We start from the raw sequence: 18,501 nt of genomic DNA, 5'->3' as shown, positions 1-18,501 counted from the left end.
TCAATCATGACGGCAGCGCGGGCCGGACCGGCGCGCGGCGGACGAAGGCGAGCTGATGGCGAACGAGGCGGAGTACGCCCACTACACCGGCCAGATCGCGACGGCGGTGATCGAGGCGCACGCAACGCTGCGGTCGGTGACCTATGCGCTCGGCGACGACCAGATCGGCCGGATGCTGGACAGCCGCTCGGAAGACCTCGCGACACTGCGACGGGGCGTCGACGGCCTGGCCGCGGCCGAGCAGACGGTTCAGCGGGCCGAAGGCGCCGCCGTGGCTCAGGCCGAGGCCGGTCTGGTCCACACGCTCGCGGCGTACCAGGGCGACGTCGAGGCGCAGTCGGCGCGCATCGGGACCGTCCAGCGAGAGCTGGGTGAGCAGCGCACGGGCACGAACCAGCAGGACCGCCACTGTCTGCAGGCCAGTTCGCAGGCCATCGAGAGCGCGCTGAAGAATCTGGAAAGAATCGAGCACCTGCCCGATCGCGCGACGACCGACGTGGCGAAGCTTCGTTCGGGCGTCGAATACCTGAAGAAGGTCGTCGACGACGTCGACAGCCGGGTCGAGCGGATGACCGAGCAGCTGTCGGGCGGCAGGCAGGCGGCGTACAGGTTCCACACCGCCACGCCCCGCGAGCTCCAGCCGTCCGCCGACCTCGGCCGGACCATCGGCCGGATGGAGGACTCGATCGCCGACACCCGCGACCACGCGCGCCGGCTGCACGATGCCCTCGGCAAGAACAGCGAGGGATTCAAGGCGGTTGCCGAGTTCTCCGTCGAAGTCGCCAACGGTGCGCTGGCCGAGAAGCAACACGCGGACCAGGAAGCCGAGCAGCTGGCCGACGCGGTGCGAGCCGGCGTCAATCCAACCGCGCGCGCCGACCAGCACCCAGTGGCGCAGCACGCGGAATCGGACCTCAGTCGTCGGCTCAACGGCCCCGCGCACGAGGGCGGCCTGAACCTCTAACGTCCAGGGGAGGGCAGCAGACCCCGCTCGATAGCAACCGTTACGGCGCGCGTGCGGTCGTCGACGTCCAGCTTGGCGAAGAGCCGTTGTAGGTGGGTCTTCACCGTCGCCTCGCCGATAAACAGCTCGCGTCCGATCTCGGCATTGCTGAGACCCCGCGCCACAGCAGCCAGGACCTCCAGCTCACGCGGCGACGGCAACGCGGCGGCAGGTGCGGCCGGCGTACGAAGACGAGACATCAACCGAGCCGCAACAGGCGGGGCCAACACAGTCTCACCGCGAGCCGCAGCCCGGATCCCGTTCAGCAGCTCGGCATGCGGGGTGTCCTTCAGCAAATACCCGGCCGCGCCCGCCTCAACGGCATGCAGGATGTCCGTGTCAGTGTCGTACGTCGTCAACACCAGCACCCGAGTCGACGGATAACCGGACACGATCGCCCCGGTCGCAGTCACGCCGTCCATCCGCGGCATCCGCAGATCCATCAGTACGACGTCCGGCCGCGTCGACTCGACCAGCGCCACCGCTTCCGAACCGTCCCCGGCCTCGCCGACCACGGAGATGTCCTCGGTCACCGACAACATCCCGGTCAGCCCCGACCGTACGACCGGATGATCGTCGACCACCAGAACCCGAATCACGCATCCTCCTGCACAGCCGGGATCAACACCTGCACACGCGTACCGCGCCCGGGCGCACTCTCCACCTGGACCGAACCGCCCGACTCCTCGACCCGTCCGCGCATCGCGTTCAACCCAAATCCGCTCGACTCGGCGCCCGGCGTGAACCCGGACCCGTCGTCGCGGATCTCGATCCACACCCCGTCGTCCGACAACCCGAGCGTGATCAGCACCTGCGTCGCCCGCGCATGCTTGCGTACGTTGGCCAACGCCTCCTGGGCCGACCGCAACAGCACGACCTGCTGCGCCTGCGGCAACGCCGCGACCTCGTCATCGGGCAGGTCCAGCGAGACCTGTACGTCGACTCCCGTCTCGGCCGCGAACCGCTCCGCCTGCCGACGCAGTACTTCGGTCAACGTTGCCTCCGACAACGCAACCGGGGTGAACGCGGCAACCAACGCCCGCGCCTCGGCCAGGTTCTCCCGGGCAGTGTCCTCGATCGCCGCCAGCCGCGCCGAAGCATCCGCACCTCGTGACAGCTCGACAGCGGCGGCCTGCGCCAGCATCACGATGCTCGTCATCCCCTGCGCGAGCGTGTCATGGATCTCCCGCGCCATCCGCTCCCGCTCAGCCATGACACCCGCACTGTGGTGGGCCTCGGCGAGCTCGTCGCGCGCGGCCTCGAGCTGCTCGATCAGCTCGGCGCGCTGCTGACTCTGCGTGATGACCTTCTCGATCCAGATCCCGAACAGCAGACTGACCACGAGGCTGACCAGCATCCACGGCAGGATCTCCCAGAACGCCGTCCAGCCCCACCCCGCGCTCCACAACTGCGCCGTACCCACGCCGAGCACCAGCAGCAGACTGAGCCCGATCCCTTCGCGGACGTCCTCGCACAGCAACCAGATCTGCGCCGACCCGATGAACATCAGGAACACCGACTGCGGATAGATCCCGATCAGCACCACCAGCGAGGCGATCAGCACCAGCCGATACACGTACCTCGGAAGCCTGCGCCGGGACCGGATCGCGGGCAGCCCGATGAACTGGTACGCCGCTCCGAGCACCACGACCGTACCGGCGAACACCGCCTGCCGGACCGCACCGAGGTGGCCGAGGAACGACAGCGCCAGCGTCATCCCGAGCAGCACCCAGAAGACGATGTGCCATCCGATCAGCGCCCGGGTCCACACGGGCTGTCCGGCGCCACCGCTCGAGCTCTGCACGGACCCCATCTTCCTCCACATCAGGATCCACACCCGCGGCCCGGTCCAGGCCGGCGCCTCGGACAGCTCTGGAGACAGCCCGGTACGACGCCGGTCCGGAAGGTCCGACGTCGTACCGGTGACCTCGTTCATCAGCCCGCGTCCCGGCGGGTCCAGCGGAAGACCCGCTGGGCGAGGAGCAGGCCGACGACCAGCCAGATCGAGAGCACGATCGCGCCGGTGCCGAGCTGCCACGACTTGGCCGGCTCGGTCAGCTCGAACCCGTCGGGCAGGAACACCGACCGCATCCCCTGGGCGAGCCACTTCAGCGGGAACACCGCGGCGACGTTGCGCATCCAGCCCGGCAGGCTGCTGTAGACGAAGTACACACCGGACATGAACTGCAGCAGCAGGACGACCGGGGTGATCACCGCGGACGCGGCCTTGCCGGACTTCGGTACGACGCTGAACGCGATCCCGAGCACCGATCCGGACGCAGTACCGAGGATGAAGATCCAGACGAAGTTCAGCCACCGGTCCGGCTCGGTCGGCAGGTCGACGCCGAGCAGCAGGCCGGAGATCGCCAGCAGCAGCGCGATCTGCAAGATCGAGGTGATCAGGACCTGGCCGATCTTGCCGATGAAGTACGCCTGCGGCGGCATCGGCGTACCGCGGAGCCGCTTCAGCAGACCTTCGTCGCGCTCGAGCGCGATGCTGATCGCGAGCGACTGAAAGCTGCTGAGGAAGATGCCGGAGGCGATCATCCCGGGAGTGAAGTAGGTCGCTGCGTTGACGCCGTCGAAGTCGGTGTTGCCGAAGACGGCGGAGAAGATGCCGAGGAAGATGATCGGGAAGAAGAATGTGAAGATCAGCGCCTCCCGCTCGCGGAAGAACTCGCGGACCTCGAGCCTGGTCCGGGCCAGGCCCACCGTGACGGTGGACGGCAAGGGCTTGGTGTCGGCCATCAGAGTGCTCCAGCTTCCATCGTGACAGCAGCGGTCTCGGCGGCGTTGGCCTTGCCGATCAGGTCCAGGTAGATGTCTTCCAGGCTCGGGCGCCGGACCTCGAGCTCCGGCACCTCGCCGCCGAAGCGAGCCATCAGTGCGGCGACCTCGGCGGTCGGCTGGTCGGTGCGCAGTTCGTGCGGTCCGTCGGCGTCGGCCCAGGAGACCCGAGCAGTCCGGGCGCCGCGGCCGCCGAGCGTTTCCGGCGTACCGATCTCGATCATCCGGCCGTCCGCGATCACGCCGACCCGGTCGGCCAGGTGCTCGGCCTCGTCCAGGTAGTGCGTGGTGAGCAGGATCGTGGTGCCCTCGGTGCGGAGCTCCTCGATCAGCGTCCAGAACTGCCGCCGTGCCTCCGGGTCGAACCCGGTCGTCGGCTCGTCCAGGAACAGCAGCTCCGGGTTGCCGACCACCCCGAGCGCGACGTCGAGCCGACGGCGCTGACCGCCGGACAGCTTGCGCGGCCGGGTCTTGCGCTTCTCCTCGAGCCCGACCGCGGCGATCACCTCGTCGGGATCGCGCGGGTTCGGGTAGTAGCCGGCGTAGTGGTTGACCAGCTCGGACACCGTCGATTCCGCCTCGTCACGCGAGGTCTGCAGCACGATCCCGAGCCGCGCCCGCCAGGACCGGTCGCCCTGCGCCGGGTCCGTCCCCAGCACGCTCACTTCACCGTCGTCGGCCCTGCGATACCCCTCCAGAATCTCCGTGGTCGTCGTCTTACCGGCCCCGTTCGGGCCGAGCAGGGCGAACACCTCGCCCCGGTGGATGTCCAGATCGACACCGTCGACCGCGACCTTGTCCGGGTACCGCTTGACCAGGCCGCGCACCCTCACTGCGTTGTCGTTCTCCATGCCCCAACTCTCCCGTTCCGGCACCGCCCCCAGGGAGCACCGCCCGGGTGACTCTCTGTCCCCCGACCGGTGGACAGAGGTGGCCATAAGAACAGGAGGTGTGGGGTCCCCAGCGGCTTCGGCGGTGGGGTTCAGGCGGGCGAGGTCGTATACGTAGACGACTACGTCCTGTTCTCGTGTACACGCCGAGGGGGCTGACGGGAGCGGGGCCGGGCGGTTAGGTTCGGGGAATGGCTCAGACGGTGCGTGGTGTGGTGGCGGCGGGCAAGGGTGCGCCGGTGACGATCGAGGAGATCACGATCCCGGATCCGGGTCCGGGCGAGGCGGTGGTGAAGGTTCAGGCCTGCGGGGTCTGCCACACCGACCTCCACTACCGGGAGGGCGGCATCAACGATGACTTTCCCTTCCTGCTCGGGCACGAGGCGGCCGGCATCGTGGAGTCGGTCGGCGACGGCGTCACGGACATCGCGCCGGGCGACTTCGTCGTACTGAACTGGCGGGCTGTCTGCGGCAACTGCCGCGCCTGCCTCCGCGGCCGGCCGTGGTACTGCTTCAACACGCACAACGCCAAGCAGAAGATGACCCTGAAGGACGGGACCGAGCTGAGCCCCGCGCTCGGTATCGGCGCGTTCGCGGACAAGACCCTGGTCGCGGCGGGCCAGTGCACGAAGGTCGACCCGGCCGCGAAGCCGGAGGTCGCCGGCCTGCTCGGCTGCGGCGTGATGGCCGGTCTCGGTGCCGCGATCAACACGGGCAACGTGGGCCGCGGCGACACGGTGGCGGTTATCGGTTCGGGCGGTGTCGGTACGGCGGCCGTGGTCGGAGCCCGCCTCGCCGGAGCCGCGAAGGTCATTGCCATCGACATCGATGACCGCAAGCTGACCGTGGCGCAGGAGCTCGGCGCGACCCACGCGATCAACTCCAAGGACCTCGACCACGACGGAGTCGTCGAGGCGGTGCAGAAGCTGACGGGCGGGTTCGGCGCCGACGTCGTGATCGACGCGGTCGGCCGCCCGGAAACGTGGAAGCAGGCCTTCTACGCGCGGGACCTGGCCGGGACGGTCGTGCTCGTCGGCGTTCCGACTCCTGACATGCAGCTGGAGATGCCGCTCCTCGACTTCTTCGGTCGCGGCGGTTCGCTCAAGTCCAGCTGGTACGGCGACTGCCTGCCGAGCCGCGATTTCCCGCTGCTCATCGACCTCCACCTCCAAGGTCGTCTCCCGCTGGACCGCTTCGTCTCCGAGACGATCCAGCTGGACGACGTCGAGGCCGCGTTCACCAAGATGCACCACGGCGACGTACTGCGCTCGGTGGTCGTCTTCTAAGCCTGACGGACGTTGCGGGCGAGGAAGCTGCCCGCGACGATGCCGAGCGCGGCGGCGAGGGCGAGGAACCAGCTCGTCGTGGCGAGGGAGCCCCCCGACAGGAACAGGGTCCCGAAGATCGCGACGCCGCCGACCTGGCTCAGCTGGATCGTCGTGGTGAGGACGCCGCTCGCATCGGCTGCTCTGTCGAACGGGACGTGGACCAGCGATTGGGTGACGAGTGGGCTGGCGGACAGGCCCATGCCTGCACCGGCCAGTACCAGCGCGGGCCACACCAGCGAACCGGCGCTGAGCTGCGCGAGCCCGATGCCGACGTATCCGAGCATGCACAGGGCGAGGCCGGTGGGAACGACGAGGTGATGCAGCCGGCTCGGGAGCGACCGCCAGAAGAACCCGACCACACCGAAGGTGACGGCGAAGGGGAGCCAGGTCAGCCCCGAGTGGAGGGCCGACTCGCCGAGACCGTTCTGCAGATGCAGGGTGAAGGTGAACATGAACCCGGCGACGGCCACCAGCGTGCAGGTGAGCGTCGCGATCCCGGCCGCGAGGCCGCGAGCCCGCAGAACGTCGAGGTTGAGGAGCGGATCGGCGACCCGGCGCTCGACCCGGACGAAGACCACCGCGAGGACGACGCCCGCGACGAAGCAGCCGAACGTCCATCGCGGCCAGCCGAGTTCGTGCCCGATCACCATCGGCAGGACCAGCAGGAGTACTGCGCAGGTCGAGATCGCCAGCCCGGTGAGATCGAGCCGACGCTCAGCTGTCAGCCGGGGTACGTCGGCCGGCACCAGCCGGGGCACCAGGACCGCGAGGAGGATGCCGACCGGGACGTTGATCAGGAAGATCGGCCGCCACTGGGACCCGAACAGGTTCGCGGCGAGGAGCAGGCCGCCGACGACCAGACCGGCCACCTGCCCGGCGGACAGAGTCGCGCCGTACGCCGAGAGTGCCTTGGCCCGGGCGGGACCGGTGAAGTGGGTCTGGATCACGCTGATGATCTGCGGAACCATCACCGCCGCTGCCATGCCTTGAGCGAAGCGGAACAGCACCAGCGGCAGGATCGCCGGTGCCAGGCCGCAGGCGAGCGACGCGAGCGTGAACAGCACGACCCCGATCAGGTACATCCGGCGGCGGCCGTAGAGGTCGCCGAGCCGGGCGCCGGTGATCAGCGTCATCGCGTACGCGACCATGTAGCCGCCGACGACCAGTTGCAGCCAGGCGCCGGACGCGTGGAAGCCGGCGCCGATGGTGGGCATCGCGACATTGACGACGGACGTGTCCAGCAGTGCCATGAACTGGCCGAGCAGCAACACGGCGAGCATCAGCCCGCGGCGTGCGCCGACGTCAGCCGGGCGGTCGATCATCACAGTGGCCATCAGGTCTCTCCCTCGTCCAGTGCCTGAGAGTCAGGACGTGGGTATGTACCTGGCGCACCTCACGAATTCATCGGCGGCGCAGCGATGAATTCCGGCGAGCAGCGCGGTACGTACTTCCACAGACCCCGATCAGTGGGAGGCTCGCGCCGTGGACCGTGACGACTTCGATCAGCAGGTGGCGCCGTACCGGCGTGAGTTGCTGGCGCATTGCTACCGGATGCTCGGGTCGGTTCACGACGCTGAGGATCTGGTCCAGGAGACCATGCTGCGCGCGTGGCGTGCGATCGACTCGTACGACGCCGAGCGCGCCTCGCTCCGCACCTGGCTCTACCGGATCGCCACCAACGCGTGCCTGACCGCGCTCAAGGGCCGAGGTCGCCGCGCGCTCCCGTCAGGACTGGTGGGAGCGACGACCGACGCGCAGGCGCCGATCGAGCTGGCGATGGACGTGCCATGGCTGCAGCCGTTCCCGACGACCGGCGATCCGGCCGGGGCGCTGGAAGCCCGGGGGAGCCTGCGGCTCGCACTGGTCGCCGCGATGCAGTATCTGCCGGCTCGTCAGCGAGCGGTCCTGGTACTGCGGGACGTCCTCGACTGGTCCGCCGCCGACGTCGCGGAGGCGCTCGAGACCACACCGGCCTCGGTGAACAGTGCGCTCCAACGCGCCCGTGCCCGTCTGGCCGAGGTCGATGTCAAAGAGGACGACGTCGACGAGCCGACCGACAAGGAGATCAAGACGATCGTCGACGACTACGTGCGGGCCTTCGAGGCCGCCGACGTGCAGGGCCTCAGCCGGCTGCTGGCCGAGCGGGTCGTGCTCGAGATGCCGCCGGCGCCGCTGTGGCTCGTGGGACGCGACGCGTACGGCGAATTCATCGAGCGCGTCTACGCGATGCGCGGCCCGTCCTGGCGGATGGTGACGACTGTGGCGAACGACCAGCCCGCCGTCGGCGCGTACGTACGCGCCGCCGACGGGCTGGATCCCATCTACCGCGCCCACAGTCTGCAGGTGTTTGCCGTGAGCAAGGCCGGGATCACGCACAACATCACGTTCTTCGACCAAAGCCTCTTCGAGTACTTCGGGCTGCCGCTACACCTTGAATGAGATCCACAGGTCCGCCGTGGCATCGGGCTTACCCGCGATCGGCCGAGCCTCGTGCGTCCACACGTCGCCGGACACCTCGGTCGCGACGCGTTGCCAGAACCGGACCGCCTTCTCGTTGTTGCCCTGGAACGCGACGTCGCACGGCCCCGGGTGGTTCGACAGCACTTCCTGCACCGCCCGGAGGCCCAGGCCGCTGCGGCGCACCGGACGGACCATGAAGAACGCGTTCAGCACGTGCACCGGCTGCTGCAGCGCACGCATGAAGCAGAACCCGACCGGGTTCTCACCGACGGAGATCAGGTACCCGGCCCACTCGGGGTCCCCGGTCAGGACCTTCTCCAACCACTCGGTGCGGTAGCTGCCGTCGGGCCGCGGCAGCTGCCCCTGGAACTCGGACATGTCGTGGCGGAACATCAGCCACAGCCGCTCCATCACGGGCCGGTCGGCCGCGTCGACACGGCGTACCACGAGATCAGACATGGGTCTCCTCAACTGGATCAGAACGCAGAAAAGCCTCCCGCCGGAGGAGTCCGGTACGGAAGGCTTACTGCGGTCAGCTTATCAGTCCTGCGGCGCGGTCTGCCCGGCGACCCAGTTCATGTCCGGGTAGCGGTTGCCGGCCGGAGTCAGCTTCGACAACCCGGCCAGATCGTCCGCGGACAGCTCCAACTGCAGGGCTGCGGCGTTCTCCTCCAGGTACTTGCGCCGCTTCGTCCCCGGGATCGGAGCCACATCGTTGCCCTGCGCAAGCACCCAGGCGAGCGCGACCTGGCCCGGCGTGGCGTCGTACCGGGCGGCGACCGAGCGGATCTCCTCGACCAGCGCGAGGTTCGCGTCGAGGTTGTCGCCGGAGAAGCGCGGCAGGGTACGGCGGAAGTCGTCGGCGGCAAGCTCCGACGGCATCGCGCCGGTCAGCATGCCGCGCCCGAGCGGCGAGTACGGCACCATCCCGATGCCGAGCTCGCGGCAGGCCGGCAGCACCGACTCCTCGATATCCCGGCTGAACAGCGACCACTCGCTCTGCACCGTGGTGATCGGATGTACGGCGTGCGCGCGCCGGATCGTCTCCGCCGACGCCTCCGACAACCCGAGGTAGCGGACCTTGCCGGCCTCGACCAGCGAAGCCATCGCCCCGACCGTCTCCTCGACCGGTACGCCGGGATCCACGCGGTGCTGGTAGTACAGGTCCACGTGGTCGACGCCCAGCCGCTGCAGCGACGCGTCGATCGCGGACCGGACGTAGTCCGGTGACCCGCTGACATCGCGCTTCGACGGGTCGCGCGGATCGCCGATGATCCCGAACTTCGTCGCCAGGAACACCTCGTCCCGGCGGTCGGCGATCGCCGCGCCGACCAGCTCCTCGTTGGCGCCGAAGCCGTACATGTCGGCGGTGTCGAGGAACGTGATGCCGAGGTCGAGCGCGCGGTGCAGGGTCGCGACGGACTCGTTGTCGTCGGCCGCGCCGTACGCGAAGCTCATTCCCATACAGCCGAGTCCGAGCCGGCTGACCTCGGCGCCTTGAGTACCCAGTTTCATCAGAATCTCCCTGAAAGATGGCATGGCTCCGCCCGGGACCCCCGGGGTGAGCGCGGAAAGTTACGGAGTGGCGGTGCCGCCGTACACGTCGATCTTGTAGTCGGTCACCGCGAGGGCGAGCTGCAGATCACGCAGCTGCCGGTGGATCTTGGCGCGGTGCTCCTGCATCAGGGCGAGCCGCTGCGGTGCGGTGTGGTCGCCCTCGAGCACCAGCGCCAGGTAGTGGCTGAGCGTGCCGATCGGCATCCCGGAGGCGCGCAGCCTGCTGATGAACACGATCCGCGCCATCGCCCGCCGGTCGTAGCTGCGGTAGCCGGCCGCGTCCCGGCGTACGTCGACCAGCCCGATCCGCTCGTAGTACCGCAGGGTGTGGGCAGTGAGACCGGTGAGCTCGGCGGCCTCGGCAATCGACAGCTGCTCGGGCAGATCGTCCGGAAGCTCGAGCAGGCACAGCAGATCCGGATCGACGGGCTCCAACTCCCGGTGATGCGCCGCAATATCCATCAGCAGCTCGGTCGCGTTCATGTCAACGACCGTACGCCTTAGAGCGCGCTCAAAGGCAAACCCTCAATCGATGAAGTTGTGGAGCTGCTGGCGGCCGGAGATGCCGAGCTGGTTGCCGGCGGCTCAGGCCTGCTGGCAGTCGGCGCAGGTGCCGAAGATTTCCAGGGTGTGGCTGATGTCGGCGTAGCCGTGTTCGGCGGCGACCTTGTCGGCCCAGCGTTCGACGGCGGGGCCCTCGACCTCGACGGTGCGGCCGCAGTTGCGGCAGACCAGGTGGTGATGATGACCCTTCGAGCAGCGCCGGTACGCCGTTTCGCCGTCGGCGTTGCGCAGTACGTCGACCTCGCTGGAGTCCGCGAGCGCCTGCAGGGTCCGGTAGACAGTGGTCAGGCCGACGTTCTCACCGGCGGACCGGAGGTCCTGGTGGATCTCCTGGGCGGTGCGGAATTCGTCGAGCTTGTCGAGCGCTTGCGCGACCGCCGCGCGCTGACGGGTCGAGCGTGTTCCGATAGCCACCGTTCCTCCTGTCATATCGTCACCACGCCGCAATTCTCTCAGAAGTCAGCAAGTGTCAGTGCTCATCCCAGTGATCCCCGTGTGCCGCATGCAGGTGACCGTCGTGAACGTAGTCGACATGGTCGCCGTGGTCGACCTTCTGGTGACCACAAGCCTGGCTGTGCGCGTGCGGGTGGCCGGGGCTGACCGCATGCGGCTCTGGAGCCGGCACGCCGACCTCCGGCTCCTCGTCCGCGAGCGGACGCATCCGGCCGGACCGCCGCCGGAGCAGCGTCCCCACCGTGGCCGCCACCACGAACCCGGCCAGCGCCAGCACGACGATGGTCGCGCCCGGAGCCACATTCGCGTTGTACGACGTGACGATGCCGGCCAGACAGGCCAGCACGCCGATGATGCACGCGGTGACGAACGTACTGCGGAAGGAGCGCGTCACCTGCTGAGCTGTTGCCACGGGGACCACCATCAGCGCACTGACCAGCAAGAGCCCCACGGTCCGCATCGCCACGGTCACTGTCACTGCAGCCATCACAGCGATCACCAGGTTGAGCAGCTGCACCCGGAGCCCCGTCGTACGGGCGAACTCCTCGTCCTGGCACACCGCGAACAGCTGCGGTCCCAGACCGATCGCCACGACCAGCACGGCCACGGCCAGTCCGACGACGACGTACAGGTCGCTCTGGGACACGGTGGTGAGTGAACCGAACAGATAGGTGTTCAGGGTGGCTGCACCTTGGCCGGCTAGCCCGATGAGGAGCACGCCGCCCGCTATGCCGCCGTAGAACATCAGTGCGAGCGCTACGTCGCCCGTGGCCTTGCCGCGCGCGCGGACCAGCTCGATAGCTGTCGCACCGGCAATGGACACGAGCACTGCGGTCAGGACCGGTGCGCTGCCGGTGAGCAGACCGAGCGCCACTCCGGTGATAGCGATGTGGCCGATGCCGTCACCCATGAGCGACAGCCGCCGCTGCACCAGATACGTGCCGATGGCCGGCGCAGACAACCCGGTCAGCAGGCCGGCGATCAGCGCCCGCTGCATGAACTCGAGCTCGAACATGCTCATGAAGGCGTCCACCCCGGTCCGTCGTCGATGTGTGAGTGGTGGACGTGGGCGTGGGTCTGGGAGGCGTGCGGCGGCCCGTCGTACACGATGCGGCCGCGGCGCATCACCACCGAGCGATCGATCAGCGCGTCCATCGGGCCGAGATCGTGGCTCACCATCACCACTGTCGTACCGCTCGCGACCTTGTCCCGGACTGCGTCGGCGAAGATCTGCTGGCTGGCCAGATCCACGCCGGCAGTCGGCTCGTCGAGGATCAGCAGCTCCGGATCGGACACCAGCGCCCGCGCGATCAGGACCCGCTGCTGCTGGCCACCGGACAGCTCGGCAACCGCGTCCTTGCGCCGGTCGGCCATGTCGACGACATCGAGCGCCTGCTCGATCGCCTGCTTGCCGGCCGCCCCGAGCGGGCTGAACATCCGCCGCTTCGAGAGCAGACCGGACGACACCACCTCATACACAGTCGCCGGTACGCCGCCGGCCGCGGTGATGCGCTGCGGTACGTACCCGACGCGGCGCCACTGGCGGAAGCGGGGGACCGGCGTACCGAACAGGCGGACCTCGCCGCGAGCTGCGGGCAGCAGGCCGACGATGGTCTTGATCAGCGTGGACTTGCCGGAGCCGTTGGTCCCGAGCACGGCGACCACCTCGCCCTGCCGGATCTGCAGATCGATACCCCGAAGCACGAGCCGGCCGCCCAGGTCGACCGAGAGATCGGAGACCTGGACGGCCTTGGGGGAGTCTTCTGGTGTCATTTGCAGCCGTTCGCCGTCCGCAGTTCCTGCAGGTTCTGCTGCATGAGGGTCAGGTACGTCTCTTTGGAGTTGGCGTCCGACAGGCCCTCGATCGGGCTCAGCACGGCGGTCTTCACGCCGACGTCGTTCGCGATCGTCTCGGCCACCTTCGGACTGACGAGCTCCTCGTAGAAGATGGTCGTCACGTCCTGGGCCTTCACGATGTCCTGGACCTCCTTGATCCGGCTCGGAGTCGGCTCCGCGTCCGGCGCGAACCCGGCGATCCCGACCATCGTCAGACCGTATCGCTTCGCCAGGTAGGCGAACGCCTCATGACTCGTCACGAACGTGTTCAGCTTGCAGTCGGCCAGACCGGTCTTGTACTCCGTGTCGAGCTTGCTGATCTGACCCAGCAGAGCCTTGGCACGCTCGTGGTACCCCGTGGCGTTGGCGCCGTCGAGGCTGACGAGCTTCTCCTCGACCGCCTTCACGACCTCGCCGTACCGCACCGGGTCGAGCCAGAAGTGCGGGTCGAGCGCGTTCTCCTTGTGAGCGGCCGGCTTGATGCCGTCGCTGTGCTCCTCGAAGTCCGCGCCGGTGGCCTCGAGCTGGGCGGCCGGAGAGATGTCGAATCCGGCGTCCTCGGCGTTCTGGTCGACGGCCTCGTCGACGGCCGGCTGCAGGTCCTTCTCGTAGACGACGAGCTTGGCCGTCGCGATCGATCCGACCTGCTTGGGAGTGAGCTCGAGGTCGTGCGGCTCGACACCCGGTGCGGTCAGGGTGGTCACGTTCACGGCGTCGCCACCCACTGTGCGGGCGATGAACTCGAGCGGATAGAACGAGGTCACGACGTCGAGCTTGCCGTTGTCGCTGCCGTTGGCCGACGAGCCGCCGCATCCGGCCAGGGCGAGTGTCGCCGTGACGAAGGCACCGGCGACAATAGCTCGAAGACCAGATCTCATGACAATCATTTTCATTTAATTGGAACTGGTTGTCAAAACAGGGAGTCACACGATGGCCAGCCGCAACGTCGGGCGCCGGCGCGCCGACCACCGGAGCAACCGGCGCCGGAAGTTGGAAATTCCCCACGGCCACGGCCACGGACACGGCCATGGGCACGGTCACGGGCATGGCGACCACGTGGTCGACACGTCGGTGGTGAACGACGATGCGATCGTCGCCCGCCGGGTGCGGATCGTGGTCGCGGCGGTGCTGATCCCGCTGCTGCTCGCCGCGGTCGTCGGGATGATCGTGATGTGGCCCGGCGGTGACGTGAAGGTCGCGTCGTACCAGACCGCCGCCGCCCGCGGCGAGGTCACCGCGATCAAGGCCTGCCGCGGGGAGCAGGCGCCGCAGTGTGACGAGGCCACGGTCAAGCTCACGAGCGGTCCGGACAAGGGCAAGACGGTCCCGGTCCAGGTGCCGAAGGCGAACCAGACCCCGATTCCGGTCAAGGTCGGTCAGTCGGTGGTGCTCGGCATCAACAACGGCGCAAAGACGCTCGCCGACCGGTACTCGTATGTCGATCACGACCGGACCAATTCGTTGCTGCTGTTGGCCGGGCTCTTCGCGGTCGCGGTCGTCGCACTGTCGCGCTGGCGAGGGTTCGCCGCGCTGATCGCACTGGCGGTGACGGCGGTCATGCTGACGCAGTTCATCCTCCCGGCGATCCTCCACGGCGAGAACGCGCTGCTGGTCGCGGTCGTCGGCGGCACGGTGATCATGGCGATCGCGTTGTTCCTCACGCACGGGATCAATGCGGAGAGTTCGATCGCGTTGTCGGGGACGGTGGCCGCGCTCGGGTTGACCGTCTTGCTGGGCTGGTTCTTCACGAAGTTCTGCCAGCTGAGCGGGATGGCTTCCGAGGGTGCGACGGGAGCCAAGTCGCTGGTGCCCGACATCGATCTCACCGGCCTGCTGGTCGCCGGCATGGTGATCGGCGCGCTCGGTGTGCTGGACGACGTCACCGTCACCCAGGCGGCGGCCGTCTGGGAGCTGTCGGCCGCGAACCCGTCCGCCAACCGCCGCGAGCTGGTCACCGCCGGCCTGCGCATCGGTCGCACGCACGTCGCCTCAGTGGTCAACACCCTCGTCCTGGCGTACGCCGGTGCGGCCTTGCCGGTGCTGCTGGTCTTCGCCATCCAGGGCCTGCCCGGCCGGGTCATCCTGTCCCAGGAGTCGGTCGCGATGGAGGTCGTCCGCGGCCTCGTCGGCAGCCTCGGCATCATCGCCGCCGTACCGCTCACCACCGCCCTCGCCGCCATGGCCGTCGCCGACCGCTCCCGCGAACTCGTAGCCGAAGCCGAGCGCATCTAACCGAAAATCAGCCCTTCCGCCGCGGCTCCCAGGCTTCTAGAGTGCTGGTAGGTCACGGAGAGTCCGCCCGTAACTACCTTCGGTGGCCGAACGGGGTGAGGAGCTGATGAGATTTCGTCATCGGGACGGTTCGATCGTCCATCTGGGGTACTGCGCGACCGTGCATCCGGCCGGCGAGCTCGACGAGCTGATCGCCGGTCTCGACGACTGCGCCGGCCCGGTGCGCGCTGCCCTCGACGTACCTGTGCTCGGGGTCGGACTGTGGTTCCCGCACCGGCTGGCTGACCGGCTCGCGAACTCGCCGGCCGCGCTCAGCAAGCTCCGTCGATCGCTGCACCGCAACCGGCTCGAAGTCGTCACACTGAACGGCACCCCGCACTCGCCTTTCACCGAGCAGGTTGTCGGCACCAAGCTGTACTGCCCCGACTGGACCGACCCCGAGCGGCTCCGCTACACGTTCGACCTGGTGGATGTCCTGGCCGAGTTGCTCCCCGCCGACGCGTCGTACGGATCGATCTCGACGGTCCCGCTCGCCTGGCGCGTGCCGTGGTCGAAGGCACGCAACCGCGCCGCGCGCGAGGCGTTCGACCGCGTCGAGCAGCACCTCGCGCGCACTGAGACCAGGACCGGCCGGATGATCCGGCTCGCCGTCGAGACCGAGCCGGGTTGCGTCCTGGAGATGGTTGGTCAGGCCGCTGCGTGGCTGGACCGCTACTCCAGTCCGTACGGCGGTGCTTCGCGCATCGGACTGGGATTGGACGCGTGCCATCTGGCCGTGCAGTTCGAGGAACCGGCCGATGTGTTCCAGATGATGTGGCGGGCCGGGGTGGACGTGGTCAAAGGGCAGTTGTCGGTAGCGCCGACGCTGGTGGACCCGTCTGATGCGGCCGCTCGGTACATGCTGACCCAGCTCGGCACACCGAAGTACCTGAGGCAGGTGCGTGAGTGGGGCGGGCCGGGAGTGGACGACGTGACGCAGGCGTACCAGCTGTCGGGCCACGCGGCCTGGCGGATGCACACGCACCTGCCGGCCCACAGTGCGCCACCGGACGGGTTGAGCGTGACAACCGGCGTACTGGATGACTGTTTGACCAGACTGGTCGGCGGTGGACACCCACTCACGCACCACCTGGAGTCCGAGGTGTACGCATGGCCGCGTGGTCGGCAGTCCATGGTCAAACGGATCGCCAAAGAGCTGACCTGGCTACGCGACCGACTGACCGACCTGGGGCTGGACGAGGTCCACTGAGCTGAGCGTCTTGCCTACTGCGTTCTGCGACCAGATGAAGCGCTGTACCGATGTCGGCAGCTTCGCCAGCGCTGCAGCGGCGAACGGCATCAGCCGCAGTGCCATAGGGCTGCCCGGGATGATCGTGCCCATCAGCTTCGGACCGATCCGTTGACTCTGGTCGACCAGCGGCCGGATGATCCGCTCGTAGCTCTTCAGTCCTGACACCAGATCGCCACGTGCAGCGGCCAGTTCGCCCGCCAGGATGTACGCCGTCACGACGGCCAGGCTCGTCCCGCCACCAACTGCCGGTCCGGGACAGTAGCCTGCGTCGCCGACCAGTCCGATTCGCCCTTTGCCCCAGGTGTCCAGAGTGATCTGTGCGATCGAGTCGAAGTAGAAGTCCTCGGCAGTGTCCAGGTGCTCCAGCAGTTGCGGCACCTTCCAGCCGTAGTTGCTGAACTCCTTGACCAGCAAGGCCTTCTGCTCGTCCTTGTCGCGGTAGTCGTAGTGCAGCTCGTGCGGCGTACGGAACAGGAAGCCGCTGCGCGTCTGGCCGGTCTGGTGAACGCCGTAGATGCCGACGAGCTTGTCGACCGACAGATGCGCGAGCGTGTGGTTGCCGACGTCGAAGATGTCCGGCATCGAGAACACAGCGAGGTAGCCGCCGAGCCAGCGACGCAGCGGTTCCTCCGGGCCGAACGCGAGCCGCCGTACGTTCGAGTGCAGGCCGTCGGCGCCGATGACCAGGTCGAACCGGCGCTGCGTGCCGGAGTCGAACGTGACGTCCACCCCGCTGCCGTCGTCGTCCAGGCTCGCGATCGAGTCGCCGAAGAGGTACTCCGCGGTCTCACGCGAGGCGTCGTACAGGATCCTCGTCAGCTCGCCGCGAAGGATTTCCACGTGGCTGCTCGAGATCCCGGCGTACATCCGGCTGAGGTCGACCTCGACCGGGCGCCGGCCGAACCGCTCCATCGTCATCGAGTCGATCCGGGTGCGGGCTGCGTCGATCGCGTCCCAGCAGCCCATCCAGCGGGTCACCTCGGCGGCCGAGCTGAACAGGTCGACGGCGTGACCGCCGAGTCCGTGCCGCAGTTCGGGTGTGCGCTCGACGATCGTCGGCTCGAACCCGTAGCGGTGCAGCCAGTGCGCGAGCACCGGGCCGGCCACGCTCGCACCCGAGATCAGAACCTTCATCACAACCCCCTGACGTTTGCTTACTTAACGGAAGGTAAGCAACGGCGCTCGGCGTTGTCAATGGCTTACTTACCGGAAGGTCAGTTAATCTTCGAGGTATGCCGAGACAACGGACCGGGGACACCCGGGCGCGGATCCAGCAGGCCGCGCTGGAGCTGTTCGCCGAGCAGGGGATGCAGCAGACCAGCCTGCGCGACATCGCCGATCGGCTCGGGGTGACCAAGCCGGCGCTGTACTACCACTTCGCCTCGCGCGAGGACCTGCTGAACAGCCTGGTCGAGCCGATGATCGCCGACTTCGAGGCGTACGCCGCCGCGCAGCAGGCCGCCGCCCCGATCGCACCGCGCGAGCTCCTCGGCTCGTACTTCGACCTCGCCTGCCGGCACCGCAAGCTGATCCAGCTCGCGATCCGCGACCTGTCCGTGCTGCACGAGCTCAACCTGGCGGACCGGTTCATAGAGTGGCGCGGGACATTGGCGACGCTCCTGATCGGCACCGAGCCGTCGCTGTCCGATGTGGTCCGCTGCATGGTCGCGCTGGGCGGTCTGTCCGACTGTGCGGTGATGCTCGACCACGTGCCGGTGGACGAGCTGCGGGAGGCCTCGGTCGAGGCGGCGTACGACAGCCTCGGCCGACCCTGATCAGCCGTTGGCGATCTTCGACACCGCGAACAGCAGGATCACCAGGATCGAGAACACCCGCAGGAACTTCGGCCCTGTCGTGACCGCCGGCCATGACAGGAACGCCAGCCATCCCAGCAGGAGCGCAAGCAGTACCAAGGCCGGCACCGCGACCACCAGCGGAGCGAACACTCCGGCCAGTGCGAGCACCAAGGTGATCCCGGGCAGCGTCAGCTTCGGTGCGGCGTGCAGCCTCGCGACATACGGATAGCTGATCTTGGTCAGCCGCTCCCGAATCGAGCTGACCGGCTGACTGCCACTGGGGGAACTCATTGCCCCATTGTTC

At 68.2% G+C, this 18,501-nt stretch carries 20 protein-coding genes; 6 read left to right on the top strand and 14 right to left on the bottom strand.

Going from position 1 to position 18,501, the window contains the following annotated elements:
* Window positions 1-55: 55 nt before the first annotated feature.
* The gene (locus tag EV645_RS28690) at window positions 56-964 is read left to right on the top strand and encodes a hypothetical protein (protein ID WP_130447115.1); all 909 of its coding nucleotides are present in this window, start codon (window positions 56-58) and stop codon (window positions 962-964) included.
* Here EV645_RS28690 and EV645_RS28685 read toward each other — a convergent pair.
* The 4 genes from EV645_RS28685 to EV645_RS28670 are packed head-to-tail and all read right to left on the bottom strand — an operon-like array spanning window position 961 to window position 4,641.
* Entirely contained in the window at window positions 961-1,602 is a 642-nt protein-coding gene (locus EV645_RS28685) for a response regulator transcription factor (protein ID WP_130447114.1), read from the bottom strand. The genes EV645_RS28690 and EV645_RS28685 overlap by 4 nt on opposite strands.
* Window positions 1,599-2,939 (bottom strand): sensor histidine kinase, encoded by a 1,341-nt coding sequence (locus tag EV645_RS28680; protein WP_242000719.1) that lies wholly within the window; start codon window positions 2,937-2,939, stop codon window positions 1,599-1,601. The genes EV645_RS28685 and EV645_RS28680 overlap by 4 nt, the downstream gene beginning before the upstream one ends.
* On the bottom strand, window positions 2,939-3,751 hold the full coding sequence (locus EV645_RS28675; RefSeq protein WP_130447113.1) for an ABC transporter permease: 813 nt from the start codon (window positions 3,749-3,751) through the stop codon (window positions 2,939-2,941). Before EV645_RS28675 ends, EV645_RS28680 begins: the two co-directional genes overlap by 1 nt.
* Entirely contained in the window at window positions 3,751-4,641 is an 891-nt protein-coding gene (locus EV645_RS28670) for an ABC transporter ATP-binding protein (protein WP_130447112.1), read from the bottom strand. The genes EV645_RS28675 and EV645_RS28670 overlap by 1 nt, the downstream gene beginning before the upstream one ends.
* Window positions 4,642-4,871: 230 nt before the next feature.
* Here EV645_RS28670 and EV645_RS28665 point away from each other — a divergent pair, with 230 nt between their 5' ends.
* Complete coding sequence (locus tag EV645_RS28665) at window positions 4,872-5,966, top strand: S-(hydroxymethyl)mycothiol dehydrogenase (protein WP_130447111.1); 1,095 nt, start codon at window positions 4,872-4,874, stop codon at window positions 5,964-5,966.
* Here EV645_RS28665 and EV645_RS28660 read toward each other — a convergent pair.
* A complete protein-coding gene (locus tag EV645_RS28660; protein ID WP_130447110.1) occupies window positions 5,963-7,342 on the bottom strand; it encodes an MFS transporter in 1,380 nt (459 codons plus the stop codon). The genes EV645_RS28665 and EV645_RS28660 overlap by 4 nt on opposite strands.
* A 148-nt stretch (window positions 7,343-7,490) precedes the next feature.
* Here EV645_RS28660 and EV645_RS28655 point away from each other — a divergent pair, with 148 nt between their 5' ends.
* Entirely contained in the window at window positions 7,491-8,447 is a 957-nt protein-coding gene (locus tag EV645_RS28655) for a sigma-70 family RNA polymerase sigma factor (RefSeq protein ID WP_242000718.1), read from the top strand.
* On the opposite strand, the gene EV645_RS28650 is transcribed toward EV645_RS28655, so the two are convergent.
* The 7 genes from EV645_RS28650 to EV645_RS28620 all read right to left on the bottom strand — a co-directional run bounded on the left by EV645_RS28650 (window position 8,433) and on the right by EV645_RS28620 (window position 13,756).
* Entirely contained in the window at window positions 8,433-8,927 is a 495-nt protein-coding gene (locus tag EV645_RS28650) for a GNAT family N-acetyltransferase (RefSeq protein ID WP_130447108.1), read from the bottom strand. The two genes, EV645_RS28655 and EV645_RS28650, sit on opposite strands and share 15 nt — an antisense overlap.
* Window positions 8,928-9,008: 81 nt before the next feature.
* Complete coding sequence (locus EV645_RS28645; RefSeq protein ID WP_198681900.1) at window positions 9,009-9,983, bottom strand: aldo/keto reductase; 975 nt, start codon at window positions 9,981-9,983, stop codon at window positions 9,009-9,011.
* 60 nt (window positions 9,984-10,043) lie between these two features.
* Entirely contained in the window at window positions 10,044-10,508 is a 465-nt protein-coding gene (locus tag EV645_RS28640; RefSeq protein WP_198681899.1) for a MerR family transcriptional regulator, read from the bottom strand.
* Window positions 10,509-10,610: 102 nt separating this feature from the next.
* The gene (locus EV645_RS28635) at window positions 10,611-11,003 is read right to left on the bottom strand and encodes a Fur family transcriptional regulator (protein ID WP_242000717.1); all 393 of its coding nucleotides are present in this window, start codon (window positions 11,001-11,003) and stop codon (window positions 10,611-10,613) included.
* 55 nt (window positions 11,004-11,058) lie between these two features.
* Entirely contained in the window at window positions 11,059-12,063 is a 1,005-nt protein-coding gene (locus EV645_RS28630; protein WP_130447105.1) for a metal ABC transporter permease, read from the bottom strand.
* Entirely contained in the window at window positions 12,060-12,815 is a 756-nt protein-coding gene (locus EV645_RS28625; protein WP_130447104.1) for a metal ABC transporter ATP-binding protein, read from the bottom strand. Before EV645_RS28625 ends, EV645_RS28630 begins: the two co-directional genes overlap by 4 nt.
* Window positions 12,812-13,756 (bottom strand): metal ABC transporter substrate-binding protein, encoded by a 945-nt coding sequence (locus tag EV645_RS28620; RefSeq protein ID WP_130447103.1) that lies wholly within the window; start codon window positions 13,754-13,756, stop codon window positions 12,812-12,814. Before EV645_RS28620 ends, EV645_RS28625 begins: the two co-directional genes overlap by 4 nt.
* A 52-nt stretch (window positions 13,757-13,808) precedes the next feature.
* On the opposite strand from EV645_RS28620, the gene EV645_RS28615 reads away from it, so the two are divergent.
* On the top strand, window positions 13,809-15,110 hold the full coding sequence (locus EV645_RS28615) for a YibE/F family protein (protein ID WP_130447102.1): 1,302 nt from the start codon (window positions 13,809-13,811) through the stop codon (window positions 15,108-15,110).
* Window positions 15,111-15,216: 106 nt separating this feature from the next.
* The gene (eboE, locus tag EV645_RS28610) at window positions 15,217-16,359 is read left to right on the top strand and encodes a metabolite traffic protein EboE (RefSeq protein ID WP_130447101.1); all 1,143 of its coding nucleotides are present in this window, start codon (window positions 15,217-15,219) and stop codon (window positions 16,357-16,359) included.
* Here eboE and EV645_RS28605 read toward each other — a convergent pair.
* Window positions 16,315-17,535: an FAD-dependent monooxygenase gene (locus tag EV645_RS28605; protein WP_242000716.1), complete on the bottom strand. Its 1,221-nt coding sequence runs from the start codon at window positions 17,533-17,535 to the stop codon at window positions 16,315-16,317. The genes eboE and EV645_RS28605 overlap by 45 nt on opposite strands.
* A 98-nt stretch (window positions 17,536-17,633) precedes the next feature.
* Here EV645_RS28605 and EV645_RS28600 point away from each other — a divergent pair, with 98 nt between their 5' ends.
* Window positions 17,634-18,176, top strand: a complete 543-nt coding sequence (locus EV645_RS28600; protein WP_130447099.1) for a TetR/AcrR family transcriptional regulator — start codon at window positions 17,634-17,636, stop codon at window positions 18,174-18,176.
* Here the strand turns inward: EV645_RS28600 and EV645_RS28595 are convergent, their stop codons facing one another.
* Complete coding sequence (locus tag EV645_RS28595) at window positions 18,177-18,488, bottom strand: DUF6703 family protein (protein WP_130447098.1); 312 nt, start codon at window positions 18,486-18,488, stop codon at window positions 18,177-18,179.
* Window positions 18,489-18,501: the final 13 nt, after the last annotated feature.

Source organism: Kribbella rubisoli, from assembly GCF_004217145.1.
In the GTDB taxonomy this organism is placed as follows: Bacteria; Actinomycetota; Actinomycetes; order Propionibacteriales; family Kribbellaceae; genus Kribbella; species Kribbella rubisoli.
Note: the sequence above shows the minus strand (reverse complement) of the source record. Positions and strands in the feature narration are given on the sequence as shown.